Source organism: Acinetobacter sp. NIPH 284 (genome assembly GCF_000369425.1).
GTDB lineage: Bacteria > Pseudomonadota > Gammaproteobacteria > Pseudomonadales > Moraxellaceae > Acinetobacter.
On the sequence record NZ_KB850009.1, the window covers coordinates 275,957 to 291,670 of the forward strand.

Sequence of the window (15,714 nt, forward strand, 5' to 3'; positions counted from 1 at the left end):
AAAAGGGGAGCCGCGATTAAAGCGGCGCAAGGGAGGGATTCAAACAAACATTTTTTCTAAAAATGCCTGCTTTAGATTTTTTAAGATCTGAAGCTGCTGCTGTTGTAATACAAGGGTTTCGTCAAGTCGTTTAAAAAAATGACCAATTTGTGATTGCTCTTGTTTAGATGAAGGATATAAAACTTGTGTTCTAGCAAGATTGGTTTTGCTAATAGAGAGCACTTTGATACCTTGCATCAGTGATAAAAGTTGGGAGTGATACGATTCTGAATTGAGATAATACCCTAAGTAATAAGATGATAATTTTATCTTTGGACGATATGCCATTGTATGTAAGCCAGATACAACAAATGCACTATCAGGAATATTTATTTCAATAGCCTTGCCAACAGTTTCATCCTCTGCGGTATCAGCAAAAATGACATCACCATTTTGCAATTGCTGATTTTTGAAATCGTCAATTTTACCATTTGTAATAAATGGTATCTTATCGTTCTGATAATCTGTAACAGCACCGAATTTTACAAGAATATCGCCATAGTGAATATTCTTTATCTGACCATTACAGTAATTCAGATTAGCTCTTGAAAGTGTATTATTAGGTAATGATATAAACATATCACCAATTGATTTGCTCACCCAATCCCCACTAAACCCTCTTAAACGAATTTCAGGCTGCTTACTTCCTTCTTTGGGAAACATTTTTTCCAACATCGCCTTTTTTAGGTTTTGTGTTTGGCTAAGTTTCTTTTCCTGTAAAGCAATGGATTGGTCAAGGTTTTGGAAAAAGCTGCCGATTTGAATTTGTTCACCTGATTCAACTGATGGAACCAAAAACTCCATTTGAGCAAGCTGATTTCTTGAAATCTCTAAAAAAGTTGAGCCAGACGCTTTACTTAATGCAAATTTCTTGATTTTAGCTCCCATCGAATATAGGAAATAAACATCAATATTATTGGCAATAAAAGACTGAAAACCTTGATTCGTCGCAGCAGGCTTATTCAGAATTGCCATATCGCCAATGCCAGCTCTTGAACTGAATAACACTGTTTTTTTCGCAGGCAATATTTTTGCAGAACTATTTTTTAATCCTAATGCGGTGATCTTTTTTATACTTCCATTAGCGTAGACATTTTCACCAATTTCAGTTGGTGAATACCAATCTATATCACCATTCCAAAATTCAGAGACGTTAGTATCTGGTGTTCCTCCACCTACAATATCTACAACATCTCCTAATGTTGTTTCATACCAATCATTTTTATACTGACTAAAACGAAGCTCAGGGCATTTTTGCTTTTCCACATTACGCCCCTTTTAACAACATTTGAAACTGTGCTAAACCCTGCATATCAAAATCATCGCCTGTTAAATCATCAATCAAGTTGGCAAGACTATGCTCTGCCTCGGTCAACTTTTGCGTGGTTTCGGTATAGGTCACTGCATACTTATCTGCCAAAGCCTGCACCACATCAGTCAAATGCTCAATCACTTCATTCGGTAACGCCAAAATCGCACTTACAATCGGTTGTACCCACTTCGCTTCCAACAATTCTAAAACTTGTGAATCTTGCAAGGCTTCAATCGTGGCCTTAGTCAACAGATGCAAAGCATTGGCATCGGCTTTAATCTCAGCTTTCAGCTCTTTCTCCTGTGCAAGCAAATCTTCCACTTGGAACAACTTAGCTTCCAGAGAGTCTTTCGCAAAAGTAAAATTAACTTGCAAAGTTTTTAAATACGCTTTTACCTTACCTACAGCATAAGTGCCGTTTTTATTGGCTTCAATCTTGGCCCATTGCACCTCAGGGTGTGCCTGTACAAACTGTTCCTGCTCGGGCTTTTTCACTTTATTCGCAAGTAATTCCAACAATTCATTGATCGCACGAATTTCAGGCGTTTCAATATCTTCAAAAGCCTGCCTTAATGCCTTGTTAATCTCTGCTGTTACAAAAGCGTCATTGGCATCATTCAATAAAGTGTCTTTTTCTTCCTCAGACAATGAGTCCATAATCGCTTCAATTTCAGCACTTGCTTCGGTTAAAGCTCGTTCTTTACTTTGTAAAGCGGTGAGTTCGTCAATGAGTAAATGCTGTTGTACCAAATCAAACGGCAACACATAACCCACCCAACCGTCTTGAACTTCCTGCTCTTTACCGTCTTTCTTTTTAATGACGATATTCGGACTGACAATCTTTGCAGCAGCTAAACCTTCAGACTGAATAATCTCTAAGTCCCCTGCGATGCTTTGCCATTGATCATCCAAGGCTTGATAGGCTTGATACTTGTCAACTAGAGGAATATTTTCCAGACGCTTAAAAATATCCTGACTTAAAACATTTTCCTGCTGTGCAATATGCAAAGTCTGCATCTTACCAATCAACTCAGCTTTTAAATAATCATGGAAATTAGCAAAAGCAGTATTAAATTGCGTTTTGAATGTTTGAACATTGGCATGCTGATGAATAGCTTTACTGATTTCTGTCGTGGCTAAATCGACATAAGGCGTGTCACTGTCAGTAAATAAGTCTTGGCGTAACTGCGGAAATGCCTTCCAATACTTGGCATAAGCATCAATTTCTTTCTTTGGAATACCCCCAAACATGGTGGCATAAATATCCCAAGTTTCTGCTGTTGCAGACGAGTCCACATAACGAGGAATATTTAAATTATAGCCTTGCTCACGAATTTCTTCCAAACTGACCAATTTAGAAAATTGCTCAATATCTTTACGCTGTACAACAGCATCAACAATTTTCTTGATATTCGATGCTTGTAGATGGTTGTTTTTACCAACTTTGATAAAGCCTTTGGATGCATCAACAATGAGAACATCACTACTTTGGCGACGTTGTTTCAAAATAATGATCACAGTTGGAATACCTGTACCAAAGAAGATATTGGTAGGCAACCCGATGATTGCCTCAATATGTTTATTTTCAAGCAAGTTTTTACGAATACGCTCTTCTTCACCACCGCGGAACAATACGCCATGTGGCAGAACAATCGCCATGATGCCATCTGGTTTTAAGTGATATAGATCATGCAGTAAGAATGCATAGTCTGCTTTAGTTTTTGGTGCTAAACCAAAACGGGAATAACGTGGATCAGATTCTTTATTTGCAGGATCCCACGCTTGCGAGTATGGTGGATTAGATACCACTGCATCGACATACAATGGCTCGTATGTATTGATCGGATCATTGTCATCAAAATACGGCCAATCATCCTCTAAGGTATCGGCATTTCGAGCGACAATATTGGCAGGGAGAATGCCACGCATGACCAAATTCATACGGGTTAAATTATAGGTATTTTCCTTTAACTCTTGTGCGTAATATTTGATTTTATTTTCATCGTTGACATGTTTTGCAACAGAACTACCAATGTTAATCAGCAAAGACCCCGACCCACTTGTTGGATCGTAAATTTTGATTTCTTCTTGATCTTTTAAATGATGTGCAATGATCTCAGACATCAACACCGATACTTCATGCGGTGTATAAAATTCACCTGCTTTCTTACCTGCATTTGCAGCAAAAGAACCAATTAAATATTCATAAATAAAACCAAGCACATCATAGTCTTGTTTATTATTCATCGGAATAACTTTGATCAATTGCAATAAATCACTGATGGCTTTGGTTTGACTGTTTGAGTTGTCACCAAGTTTACTTAAACCTGTTTCCAGTGTTTTAAAAATGCCATCGAATACTTTTTTATGTGATGGGCTAATTAGACGTGCAAAAGCAGAAAGTGCATCACGGACATTGGCAACGTTAAAATCGTTGCCTTTTTTCAGCCATGTCGAAAACAGATTGTCATAGGCAATAAAATAACCTATACCATCTTTAATAAATTCAACAGTTTCAGAATCTTCTTCTGTTAGTGCTTCAATATCAGCCTGACTAAAGTCGTTAGCTTCTAAAAAGGATTGCTCTTTGTCTGATAGAAATTTATAGAACATGAATCCTAAGATATAGTCTTTGTATTCATTTGCCTCAATCTTTGAGCGCATTCTGTTTGCTGAGTCCCAAATTTTGGAAGCGAGTTGTTGCTTGTTCATAAGTTGTCTACAGTTCTAAAAGAAATTTCAAGCCTTTTATGTTACGAAGGCTTATGTTTTCTGTATTCTCGTTGATTTGATAGAGGTTCTCAACCCATTGTTTTATTCTAATGAAAACATCTAATCAAAGAAATTTAGATGCAAGATCATTGTATATCATCAATACTATAATTCACTTTCATCCCATTAACTTTTACAACGCAAGATACCACCAAGCTTCTTGTTATTACTTTTAATATTTTATATTATTTTCAATAATATATTTTAAAAACAACCAGTAATGAGGCAACATGACAACAAGTTCACGGAAAGTAGTTCATGATATAGCTTGTGCATTTTATAAAATTAGTTTTAAAAATGAAAAACTACCAAAACAACCTCGTGGAAAATTTACTCATTTTTTTAGTGTAGAACAGGTTTTTGACTTTATCGCTAAGAACAACCATAAAGATTTAACAGTTTCATCCGTGAAAGGACGTTATGTTTACTCAATCACTGAAATTACTAAAAAAGACAATGCTCTATATCTGTTAATTGAACGATCTGATAAAGAAAGCGAAGATGTAAGAATTTTTAACAGACCCAAAGCCAAAACAAAATTAGTTCCATTTGAAGATGGAGACGAATTGCAAAAATTTTTCCATGTAGTCATTCAATTAGATCCAAAAAATAAAAATTCTGCATTGATGGTACTTGAACAATATGCAGGTGGTACAGGATTTACTTTAGGCTATATCATCACAAATATTTTACATAATTTACGTGAATCAAACATTGAACCTGACTTTTTTAAAGCTCAATATGAAGGTGGTGGAACAAATGAAGATGGTACTCCACGTATGGTTGAATTCGCCACAAAAGCTGAAATAGATAATGTTTGCGGTTTATCAATTCTTGACAGAGCAGCACAAGGAAATTTACTTAGTATTAGCGCAATTGAAGAAAAAACACAAAAACAAATCGAAAATGATCCATTGTTAATTGTTGCAAAAAAAGAATTTAAATATATTCCAGATCGTACAATTTTCTTAGATCAAAATGGGCAAGAATTGGAAAAAAGTTTACTTAGTAAAGCTTTTAATGGTGTATTAAGTAAAATTAAAAGTGATGCATCCTTAGGAGAAAATTTATTCTACAGAGTCCGCTGTAAGGAAAAATTTCGTACTATGAGCATTGATATTAAAGGTGACTTTACTGAATCTGATTTCGGCGTAAAAATTGAATTTATTGAAGGCTTTGAGCGTCAACCTGTGACGCAGGATGCAACTTCTGATCAAAAACTTTTTAGCAGAATGAATACAATATTATCTCGTCACAAAAGCTCGGAGATATTACCTAATGATGGAACTAATTCTTAAGCCATTAGCGTATTTATCTATTAAATGGGCGATTGATGACTTAAAGGGACGAAATAAAAAGCCAATTTTTGATTGGATTCTACCTATTTTATTCTCAGTTTTCGTAACAATTTTTCTGTATCTAACATTAGATCTTAATTCATCTGAATTTAAAATTTTTTTTGAATCAAAGGGTTTTGAAGTTCTTGGGAACTTTATATTAGCGCTACCAGGCTTTTTATTCGCTGCATTGACAGCCGTAGTATCGTTTGGCAACAAAGAACTTGATATTACAGCAAAAGTTAATCCGCCCATTAACAAAGATGGTCATGAAATTTCAAGAAGGCGCTATCTATCTAATGCCTTTTCATACCTAACTTTTCTAAGCTTAGCATTACTAATAGCAACGGTTTTTATAAATTATGCTTATAACTCAAACATTTTAAATTTTGGAATTACGTACTATCAATGGGGATATTTATTAACTTCTTTCATTTATTTTACTTTTGTTTTCCAAATGCTTTTCATTCTTATAATTACCCTTTATTACATTGGTGATAAAGTCCATCAACCATCACACTATCCACAAGATAAATAAACAAAAAATAAGGGAGCTTTCGCTCCCATATTCATCGACATTCCAACTTAGATTCAATCCACTGATGTATTTCCAAAGCTGACCAACCGATGCGTGATTCGCTCAACCGAATCGGTTTTGGAAAGGTTGGATCATAATATTTTGACTCCTTATTTATGAGTTCGTAGATTTTGGAGCGACTAATGCTGGTAAACTTCATTACATCCTTAACCGTAATAATTTGGTTCATCTGAAAAGATTGAGCTATAAGGACATCCATGGCGTTTTCTCCTGATCAATTTAAAGCTTGTACTGATTGCTGCAAGACTTTCTGAATGTCCTGAACATGAGTTAAATCATTAGGTTGCTGACGCTGCTCTAAATTCGCTTCATCCGTATAAAACCCCTCAACAATGTCCAAGCCCTCTTCACCTCCCACCTCAAATCTGGCATTACCATAACCCTGTCGTGCCACATAATCTAAAGCCTCCTGATAAAACCCTGCTGTCTTACTTTGCTCATCGATTTGCTTAGCTGAAGTAATCGCTTCTTGCAAATTAACGCCATCACGTAAAGTTAAATCCACGTAATAGATTGGCGTACGATAACTTTGTGTGGTGCTTTTTCCTCTCAGAGTGAGTTGCAATGGCAGACATGAAAGTAGGTCACCTGAAGCTGCATGATAGTAACGTAGTCGTGCTGCCAAAGTACGGATGCTGTTAAAGCCTGTGGTTCTAAAAATGAATGTACCTAACTCATCCGATTCATCCAAGTTGACGTACAGCCGTCCATAAGGCTTGCATTGGCCACCCTGAGCTAAAGGACATAAATCAGGTGATGGACATGGGTGTTGTTCAACCCCGTTCTGTCCAAGTCGCTGACAGGTTTCACCATTACCCGTACAGATTGGTCGGCCAGTTTGTCTGTCAAATAAAGTATATTCCGCACGCAAGTTGAGTTCAGGATCATTAAAGATCATCCGTACTGGAATAGTTCTGAGTTTCTGGTTTTGTGCCTTGGTACGGAGTTGTTCATCCAATGGATGTTTCACCCAGCCATCCTTGTTCTGGATTTGGCTGGTAATGGTAAACTGGTCATCCTTTTCAGGGAGTCGTTTGCCATTCTTTTCCACGATCTTTCCAATACTGATACGTCCTAATACAGGCGGAGTAATTGCTAAACCTTTAATCATAGTTAAATTCCTCTTTGGTAATTTTTGACTGATGCCCCTTTGATATGAGTAAGAAGCAGTCATTTTTTGAAATGCATATAAATCTCGCAAGGCAGTCCATTTGCTCTCTATAGGTACGTTTCCTCAACGTGCTTATGGGGAGCGGGGGCTGTTTTGCGCTTTTTTGATGAATTGGGTTTTGAGTGGATTAGGTAAATAAAGTCGAATGGGTTAAGAATGTTTGGGATGTCTGCTTAGGCTAATTAACTAGACTGATCATCATCCGCATAAATCTGAAAACGCCGTGTGCCCTGCTTGTTTTGAGGGAACTGTTGTAAAAACTCAGGATGCTGTTGCAACAAGGCTTTACTGTCCAGGCTGGTTGAATCCTTGGATTTTTTCCATGTCACTGAACCTGTTTTAAAAGTCGCTCGTTCGCTGTCCTGCATCTTGACCTGTATCTGGTGCTTGAGCTGGTCAAAGCTGGCTTGGTGCTGTTCGATCAAATGACGTTGCTTTAGCAATTGCTCAAAGTCCTGATTGGCTGCCACATCTTCAGATAAATCTGTCGTGCTAAGTGGGATATGCGCTGGATATAACAGTTGTAAAGCCTTGGCTGCTGATTCAGAAGCATCCACATCAGGCGGTATATCCTTTTCCACACACTCCCAGAAATAGCGTTCGGCATTGATGAGATATTTGATCACCGTTTCATTTCTGGTTACCTTAAAGATTCGGGTTTCATGCCCACAGATCAGGGCACAGATATGTGCTGCCTGCTTGCCTGTCACCGCCAGTTGATGCTGCACCTGACACAACACATATAAAGGCACGCCATCTCGCCATAGCTTTGCTCCATATTCTCCAACCGTTTTACATTCCAGAATTTGCACCTCCTCATTGCCCACCACGGCATAATCTAAATTCGCTAACATAAAGTGTTTATCTTCATCGGGGTGCTGTAGCACGGCATTGACCCGACGTACTTTATTGTTGGTGTGCATGCTGTAGTATTCCGCCACCAAGGGTTCTAACTGCTTGCCCCAATACAGCGGTGCATAGCCTGTGCTTTCATCCTCGATGTTTTGTTGCATCCGACCTGTCTTGATCATCCACAGTTCCAGCATCGACATATAGGGATTCAGTCCACAGGCAGTAGCGGCATCACTGCTGCCAATGCCCTGTTTTCTGACTTCCAGCCATTGCTGGTAATTCATCTGTTTGGTGTTGGCTAATCGTTTGGCTGTAAGGGCTTTGGTTTTACGTGGTTGTTTAGCTTGCTTTAGATTGGGCGAGTAAGGTTGTAACGGTGGATTGTTTAAAGTGTCCTGAATTTGGGTATGACTATTCATTAGAAATATTCCTGTATAGGTAAAAGCGTAAAAGCTGAATTTCGGGCATAAAAAAAGCCACGTCGGGGGAGACGTGGCGAAAGGGTTTTGCGGTTCAGGTTTTACCTGATGGTTAAATTAATCGGTTTAGCTTAAATAAAACTGAACAATGACAAAGTTTATTAAGCCATCATTCTTAATGCCTGTTCCAGACCTCGTTGTTTAATGGCTGCCCCTGCACCAAACCAAGCTGAATCGAGTCGGTGATCAATACTCATAGCTCGACGTTCGTGATCTGTGAATTCGGTAATGGCACACAGTAAACCATAAGCGGTATCTTTAGCTGAACTCAGCTCTGCCCCACGTCCATGTCCGTTAAACATGGTCATGACTTTTGACATCGCCCGTCCATTCGGTTCAGTTTTATTGTCTGATCTGGCTGGGCTAGGTTGATTCGGCATGGCTGCATTACGGTAGTACTGGATAATGCTTTCATCCTGTTCAGCCATACTGAGACTGGTATTGTTAAACACCGCATCAAAGTAGGCTGCTGCTTCTTGCTGCGTCACCTTGCGCTGACTGAGTTGTTTCATCTCATACATGTGTTCATCCCATGCACGGACAGAAATCCCCAGTTGCCGTTTCACCCGTTCCGCATCGAATCGGGTACTGTGTGGAACTTTGACCACACCACTATTGCCGTGCTGTCCACGTAAAGCGATTGCCAAAGTGTTATTACACACCACACGGATTGAGGTAAATTGTGCCGTGGTGGCTAATGTGCCATCACAAGCAGTAGCTAAAAGAATATAGCCATTACTGACATCCTTACCTTTCAAAGCGGAGCTTTGTCCTGTGCGTGCCAATGCCCAGAACTTTTTACCGCCTTTCAGTACCCCTGCGGTTTCCAGTTCAAAGCCTGATTGTTCGGTCAGGTCACGGTAGAAATGTAATATTTCCATCGGCTGTACTTCCTGAAAGCGCTGGCTTACCACTGATAAGGGTGCATGGGTATCCGAACGATAAAGTACCCGTTGTTCTTCAAAGGGCATAATAATATTCTGCCCCCGATGGTTCTGCGCCATATAGCTGACATCGGAGGATTCAATCCGCCAATCCATGCCAGCCTGCTCTGCCCAGACCTCCAAGGGTTGATTTGGGGTGAGTTGATTGCCGAGTCCATGCCAAGGGGTTTGTCCAGTAAATGCCATTGTTTCAACTAAATGTGCCATAAGATGTGTCCTTTATTCTGATTTGAATGATGTCTTGTTCAGTATTTATGTGTGCTGATACTGGATCGGGTTTGATCCGCCAGTACCAGAATCACCCCACCCAAGGCTGCGCCTGCCACGCCACCGAGCATTGGTGAAAAGCCCATCGACTTGGCGAGGTTCATGCCCAGCATTGCTAAAGTGGTTGGTGCGCTGGCAAGGCTGAGTTGCAGTGGTTGGGGTTCCCGAAAGCGTGGGTTATACGATTCTTCTTCTGTATCCAAATACGACATGGAGTTTCTCCAATAGTTAAGAAATGAGTGTTTAAAACGCTGTAGCAATGCCCCTAAGTTCAGTGCTTGACGTTGCTTCATTTCAGTAATATGTATTTGAAATAATTTGGAATCGTATGCCTGTTCATTTTTTACTGAGTTGTACAAAACATCGGGACAAATCGAATTGACCTGTGAAATCGTTATGATTATGATGAGCTTGCTGACCCTCATGGTCAGTCGGTTTTGACAGACCGCTTCATACAGCGCATCAGGGTTTATTCATCTGAGTATTCTTCGTATGCGTAAAAACCTTCTCGTCCCCCTTTGCGGTAGAACGGGAGGGGGACGCGTTCGCGCGTGCTGGTTCTGTATGTCCAGTCTGTCAACCCCTTTTCGTTCTGCCACCATTATTTGACAGTGATGCGGTAGAACTCCATATACATACAGGAGTCAATCATGACTGTTTTCTTTATTTCAAATCACGCCCCACCCTTACCTCTCTGTTATCACAGCTTGCCTGATCACATCGGTGCTTTTCCACGCACAGATTAATCCCGTTTTGCCACAACTTCGTGGTTAATCAGGAGTTTCAGGCATGAAACTGATTGCTAAATTGATTTTGATCATTGGCTTTATTGTCATGGTCGGACCCAGTTTTGTTCTGATGTTGCTCGCCATTATGTTTCTGATGGCTCTGGCAGGCTGGGACAACAAGTCGGACGATCAATAGCATCAAATCATTCTAAAAGTAATAACAATATTAAGGTGACAACGAATGTTCACGCTCAATCATACACATCTCATGGGTGGGGTTTTATTGTGTCTGTTTGCCCTTACAGGCTGTGACAGTACAACCAAAAAAGAATTTAAAAAAGGCTGTGAAATGGGAGGTGCAGATAGTTCCACCTGTTCATGCGTCTACGACCAATTGGAAAAGCGTTATTCAGAAGAGCAAATGCAGCGCATCGGCAAGATGACCCCGATGGATATGAATCTGCCATCCGATTTTGACCGTGCCATCGTTTCTGCCATGCAGCAATGCCAATAACTGAATAAGGATATTTCCCATGCAAGCCAAACATTACCTCATCGGCATCTATGTCGTGATTGCCCTGCTGTTCTCAGTTTACCTCAAGGGTTGCAGTGATACCTCAGATCGTCCTTATACCTACAACTTGGGTAAGGCAATCGTCTGGCCGATCTCCATGTTTAGTTGAGAATGACAGTCCCATCAGGGTTGATGATGTCCATCTCAATCCTACGGTCAATAACAATAATCAGGATTTAACACAATGAACAACATCATCAAGACTATTTTGCAATGTGCTGCGGTTGCAGCTTGCATCTCATTCACCAGCCTCAGCCATGCCGATATCAAAAGCATGACCAAGTTTTATAACAATCCTGCCAGTGCACCTAAAGTGACCCGTTGTAAAGGCAACGTCAACTGTAATGCCTTTTTTGCCTTGTCCAAGGAATGGCAGGTCATTCCCAAGAACTACAAACTCAGCGATTACAACCTGAGAAGTTTTATTGAGGACAATGATGGTGATGGCTTATATCGTGGTTTTGCTCCGCCATATAAAGTAAATTCATCAGAAATTCTTGATGCTGGCGCTTTTACCTTTAAAGAGAAAGCTCGTAATGATGCTGACTTTCTGATCTTTGTGAAAGGCTTAGCCGTTCTTCATTATATTGATCGTGCTCAGTAAGGCTGAGTCAATGGTGTATCTCAGCACGACACCATTGATTCCTCAAAATAGGAATACACCATGAAAACCCAATTATTAATCTTGGCTTGCAGCTCATTCATATTATTCGGCTGTAACAAGAACACTGCATCACCACAAACTAAAGATAGCACTGAAACTCAGGCGGCCAGTGCACCTGCAACGATTGATCCTGATCGCCAGCAACTGATGGATGAGCTGGCAGAATATAAGGACAATCCTGATATTCCACCCGTACAGGAAAAATTAGCCCGTGCCTATTACCAAATGCTTAAAACAGGTGGTGGTGACTTAAAAGAGATTCGTGGCTTTATTAGCGAACTACAGGACACCGAACAGGCTGCGGTGGAACAGACCGCACAGCAGGAAACGCCATCCGCCAGTGAAAATTTTGAAGTTCGTTTGTCCTCACAAGAAGTGCCTGGCACAGAAACTGCTCACTACGCAGCAATGGCTGTGAACAAACTTGAAATCATTTCCCTCAATGATGCCAGTACCTCTATCACAGGGGTTAAAGTGAATCGTGGTAACTGCCCTATTGGAAGTGGTGAGGGTTATAAAAATATGCGCTATGGCAGTATCGGTCATGTATTTTTACGATGTGATCCTCGACAAGTCCGTGAAGTCACATTAACCACAGTCAACGGTGAATATACCTTCAACTTGAATGGACAATAAGAATGAGAAACTCTGCCATGAAAATCGATTCATCAATTACAATGATGTTTTTTACGATTCTCATAGTTTTAACATTTACAGGTTGTACTCAACAATCAGCCCCAAATGACGCGTCGCCATCGGCTGAAACACAGGCTATTTTAGATAAAGATTTAAGTGAATTATCGGCACCAAAATCTGACCATTCACCCAAAGCCCCTGACTAGCAACACCCAATAAAAGTGTATTTCCAACCCCAAAGCATAGAAAATACTACAGGTACGTTCTATGCTGAACTTATGCTAATAGATTCATATATCTATTTTTTTCATATGATTTCGGAAATTAATTCTCAGTGAAGCACCTTTGATGATTGCGTCATGAGGTAGCTTTATTTTCAACTCCCACTTGTCTGTTTTACCAATTCGTCTACTCATAAATTTAATGTGATGTTCTTGAAATCCTGATTCCAAAAAGTCAAAAAATCTCTCATACAGCTTTCGGGCTTGTGCATCCGACAACTCTTTTTTTTCACTTTCTAAGTGTGCCTCACCTGCTATCAAGGACGATTGAATACTTCTTATAAAATCTGTCTTGAAGTTGTAAAATACCAAACTCAATAAAACTGTTTTTTTAGATTCACCTTTCTGATTTTTTATTAATTTATAAATCTGCTGTTGCTGTTTTGGTAATGTAGAAAATAATGAAACCAGTATCTTGCCTGCTTGCTCCAGTTGTTCCAATTCATTTTGTAAATAGGTTTGGGTTGGTTGATTTCGTCCCTCAGCATTCCAGCCCCCTATATGTTGGATATGCTGAAAAATAAATTGCAGTAATGTATCCAGTAAGTGTATAGGGACATGATTGAGCGGCGTATAAACAATATCGATTTCATGGCTGAGCAAGGAGTAATTAAGTGTATGAGTGGTTGAATGACTAATTTTTTCCTGATTACCTGCCATAAAGGAGTCAAGATCAGTGACTGCTTTAATGAGATATGGAGAATAATAAGGAATTTTACTTAGCAAAGCATGGAACTTCTCTAAAAATACTTTCTCACTTTCTTTCTTATTTAATGAATAAGTAACTGAATGATAAGTAAAGAAAATATCATAAAATTGATCATCTGATAGCAAAGCGTAAATATTATACTGCCATTCAAAACTTCGTCTTTCTGTAAAGGACTCGCCATTTAATTGTTCTTCTTGGGCAAGAGTGAAATCGGACAAGCATTCTTTGAGTCTTTCCTGAGAAAATCCTAATGCATTAAACATTGCGGGATTGGTTGGTACAAATCCATATTGATAATAGTTCCAAAAATATCGCTCTAATGTCTTGCTAAATTTATTAAAAAAATCATTTCCATAACATCCTGCCTTATCAGCATGGCATAAATCAAAAAACTTCTTAATTTGTACATCAACAATATTTTGATTCACCTTACGGTAGCTTTCCATCAACTTGGGATGCTTATTCACGATCTTTATTCGCTCAAATGAATAAATAGCGACTAAATGGATTAAGTGATCCAACATGGACCTAAGGTGTTCAATTTTTGTAGTCATCTTTAAGGTGTAATACATACAGGGCTTACCTTTACACCTTAAATCTTATTTAATTAGTTTTCAACAATCTACTGCTAAATCGGAAAAAACTATGCAATACCAAAATCTAGAGAATTTTAATGAAATTAATGAACTACGATTGATTAAGCTCAAGACTGTCACAGATAAATGCCAGATCAGTCGTTCGACCATTTATGACAAACTCGACAGCAAATCTAAGCGCTATGACCCTGAATTCCCTAAACCACGAAAACTGGGGCAAAACAGTGTGGCTTGGATCGAGGAGGAAATTAATACGTGGATACGAACACGTCTCACCTAATCAGTGAGGGGGATAACTTTCAGTAAATCTGGTCTTTTCAGTTGCCCATTTTTCAGGGGGTCACATTTATCGTTGCAACCTGAAGATGGGATATCCCCACATCAGAGCAATTTAGGTTTTTTAATTTAATTAATATTTAAATCAATATATTAGAACTATTGAATTATCAATACATTAGAAATATTGATCTAGTAATACACATATTAGATTAATCAACCTTTTCATCTAACACTTTGTTTATGAATCAATCATTAACTTGATTGATGAATAGACTCGTCTTTAAAAAACTAAATACTCAATAGGCTATTTATGACATTTGAAATAGATCAATCTTATATATCCATATTACAGGAACAATCAGTCATTCAAGACAAGATCATCAAGGATAAAGCGGTCATTGTATCTAGTCCAGTTATTGAACTAAACTTTTTAATTATCAGGATAATAGAATATATAAGAAACAATTTCATTCAGTCACTTTACAAAATTGGAGCGAATGGTCTTGTTACTAACACTCTTGATAGACACCTTGATTGTTTATTGAAATCTATTACATCGATTGAGGCATTAGAGAATTCCAGATATTACTGTGCTGAAGTTGAGATTTTTATTCGGGCATATCGGCATGTTATTCAATCCTACATAGACTCCTATGATGAGCGTCACTTTTGGGAAAGTGGTCCAAATCTTCAATGTATCCATGATGGGGATGAGTGCATTCCTCCAGAGATTGTTAGAAAAGGTGTGCTGATAAATAAACTCATCAGTAAGCTTGATGAATTGATCAACAATGAACCTTATAAACAGATCACACGAAATCGGGCAGATAAATCGAAACATCAATACAAACGAGGCACAAAATTAATCAAACGACTAAGAGAGATTCACAGCAAGCTTTTAGTTCTTCGCATCGACTTCAGTCTTAAAGGTCAGGAGTTCAATGCCACCTCACTAGAGGAGATAAGGGAATATTTATCCAAACTCTTAAAACGCTTTCACTTCGACACCGCACTACCAGAAATCGTTGGATATATCTGGAAACTCGAGTTTGGGGAACAAAAGGGCTACCACTACCACTGTATCTTCTTTTTAGACGGCAATAAGTATCAAAAAGATGCTTATTACGCTGATCAAATTGGTCGAGTATGGCAACAAATCACGGAAGAGAAAGGAATCTACTTTAACTGCCATCGGGATAAGTTCAAATATCGTCATTTGGCCATCGGCATGGCTAGACATGACGATCAGGAATTCTTCGACAATCTTGATCAGGTGCTCATCTACATCTGCAAACAGGACCAGTTTCTGATCGAAAATTCGCTCAATGGTGAAGATATCAGAACATTTCAAACCAGTGTTATCCCGAAAGAGGCAAAGCCTTTGGGACGTCCTCGTAATACACCAACCTATTCAGAAACTAATGATGACAATCCACAAACAGATTCGTCTTTAGAAATTGACGCTTAATCAGACAC

18 protein-coding genes are annotated in these 15,714 nt (G+C 39.0%); 10 read left to right on the forward strand and 8 right to left on the reverse strand.

Features of this window, described 5'->3' with window-relative positions:
* Positions 1-39: 39 nt before the first annotated feature.
* Entirely contained in the window at positions 40-1,305 is a 1,266-nt protein-coding gene (locus tag F908_RS15245) for a restriction endonuclease subunit S (protein WP_005156729.1), read from the reverse strand.
* Position 1,306: 1 nt separating this feature from the next.
* The gene (locus F908_RS02185) at positions 1,307-4,063 is read right to left on the reverse strand and encodes a type I restriction-modification system subunit M (protein ID WP_005156731.1); all 2,757 of its coding nucleotides are present in this window, start codon (positions 4,061-4,063) and stop codon (positions 1,307-1,309) included.
* Positions 4,064-4,353: 290 nt separating this feature from the next.
* On the opposite strand from F908_RS02185, the gene F908_RS02190 reads away from it, so the two are divergent.
* Together F908_RS02190 and F908_RS02195 are read left to right on the forward strand one after the other, a co-directional pair.
* Positions 4,354-5,421, forward strand: a complete 1,068-nt coding sequence (locus tag F908_RS02190) for a hypothetical protein (RefSeq protein ID WP_005156734.1) — start codon at positions 4,354-4,356, stop codon at positions 5,419-5,421.
* A complete protein-coding gene (locus tag F908_RS02195; RefSeq protein WP_005156739.1) occupies positions 5,402-5,998 on the forward strand; it encodes a hypothetical protein in 597 nt (198 codons plus the stop codon). The genes F908_RS02190 and F908_RS02195 overlap by 20 nt, the downstream gene beginning before the upstream one ends.
* Positions 5,999-6,029: 31 nt before the next feature.
* Here F908_RS02195 and F908_RS02200 read toward each other — a convergent pair whose 3' ends face one another.
* The 5 genes from F908_RS02200 to F908_RS02220 all read right to left on the reverse strand — a co-directional run bounded on the left by F908_RS02200 (position 6,030) and on the right by F908_RS02220 (position 9,983).
* Entirely contained in the window at positions 6,030-6,257 is a 228-nt protein-coding gene (locus F908_RS02200) for a helix-turn-helix transcriptional regulator (RefSeq protein WP_005156740.1), read from the reverse strand.
* Positions 6,258-6,272: 15 nt separating this feature from the next.
* Positions 6,273-7,169 (reverse strand): recombination directionality factor, encoded by an 897-nt coding sequence (locus tag F908_RS02205; RefSeq protein ID WP_005156741.1) that lies wholly within the window; start codon positions 7,167-7,169, stop codon positions 6,273-6,275.
* A 242-nt stretch (positions 7,170-7,411) separates the two neighbouring features.
* On the reverse strand, positions 7,412-8,500 hold the full coding sequence (locus tag F908_RS02210; RefSeq protein ID WP_005156743.1) for a YqaJ viral recombinase family nuclease: 1,089 nt from the start codon (positions 8,498-8,500) through the stop codon (positions 7,412-7,414).
* Between the two features lie 161 nt (positions 8,501-8,661).
* Entirely contained in the window at positions 8,662-9,711 is a 1,050-nt protein-coding gene (locus F908_RS02215) for a DUF932 domain-containing protein (RefSeq protein WP_005156745.1), read from the reverse strand.
* A gap of 38 nt (positions 9,712-9,749) precedes the next feature.
* Positions 9,750-9,983: a hypothetical protein gene (locus F908_RS02220; protein ID WP_005156747.1), complete on the reverse strand. Its 234-nt coding sequence runs from the start codon at positions 9,981-9,983 to the stop codon at positions 9,750-9,752.
* 577 nt (positions 9,984-10,560) lie between these two features.
* Between F908_RS02220 and F908_RS16390 the strand changes: the two genes are divergently transcribed.
* The 6 genes from F908_RS16390 to F908_RS02240 all read left to right on the forward strand — a co-directional run bounded on the left by F908_RS16390 (position 10,561) and on the right by F908_RS02240 (position 12,579).
* Complete coding sequence (locus F908_RS16390; RefSeq protein WP_005156748.1) at positions 10,561-10,695, forward strand: hypothetical protein; 135 nt, start codon at positions 10,561-10,563, stop codon at positions 10,693-10,695.
* 45 nt (positions 10,696-10,740) lie between these two features.
* Positions 10,741-11,013: a hypothetical protein gene (locus tag F908_RS02225; protein ID WP_005156749.1), complete on the forward strand. Its 273-nt coding sequence runs from the start codon at positions 10,741-10,743 to the stop codon at positions 11,011-11,013.
* A gap of 19 nt (positions 11,014-11,032) precedes the next feature.
* A complete protein-coding gene (locus tag F908_RS16065; protein WP_005156752.1) occupies positions 11,033-11,182 on the forward strand; it encodes a hypothetical protein in 150 nt (49 codons plus the stop codon).
* A 75-nt stretch (positions 11,183-11,257) separates the two neighbouring features.
* On the forward strand, positions 11,258-11,677 hold the full coding sequence (locus F908_RS02230; RefSeq protein ID WP_005156754.1) for a hypothetical protein: 420 nt from the start codon (positions 11,258-11,260) through the stop codon (positions 11,675-11,677).
* 60 nt (positions 11,678-11,737) lie between these two features.
* Entirely contained in the window at positions 11,738-12,373 is a 636-nt protein-coding gene (locus tag F908_RS02235) for a hypothetical protein (RefSeq protein WP_005156755.1), read from the forward strand.
* Between the two features lie 17 nt (positions 12,374-12,390).
* On the forward strand, positions 12,391-12,579 hold the full coding sequence (locus tag F908_RS02240) for a hypothetical protein (protein ID WP_005156756.1): 189 nt from the start codon (positions 12,391-12,393) through the stop codon (positions 12,577-12,579).
* A gap of 84 nt (positions 12,580-12,663) precedes the next feature.
* Here F908_RS02240 and F908_RS02245 read toward each other — a convergent pair whose 3' ends face one another.
* Positions 12,664-13,809, reverse strand: a complete 1,146-nt coding sequence (locus tag F908_RS02245; protein WP_155756592.1) for a hypothetical protein — start codon at positions 13,807-13,809, stop codon at positions 12,664-12,666.
* A gap of 199 nt (positions 13,810-14,008) precedes the next feature.
* On the opposite strand from F908_RS02245, the gene F908_RS02250 reads away from it, so the two are divergent.
* Complete coding sequence (locus tag F908_RS02250; RefSeq protein ID WP_005156758.1) at positions 14,009-14,239, forward strand: helix-turn-helix transcriptional regulator; 231 nt, start codon at positions 14,009-14,011, stop codon at positions 14,237-14,239.
* A gap of 309 nt (positions 14,240-14,548) precedes the next feature.
* Positions 14,549-15,706 (forward strand): YagK/YfjJ domain-containing protein, encoded by a 1,158-nt coding sequence (locus F908_RS02255; protein ID WP_005156759.1) that lies wholly within the window; start codon positions 14,549-14,551, stop codon positions 15,704-15,706.
* The last annotated feature ends 8 nt before the right edge of the window (positions 15,707-15,714 follow it).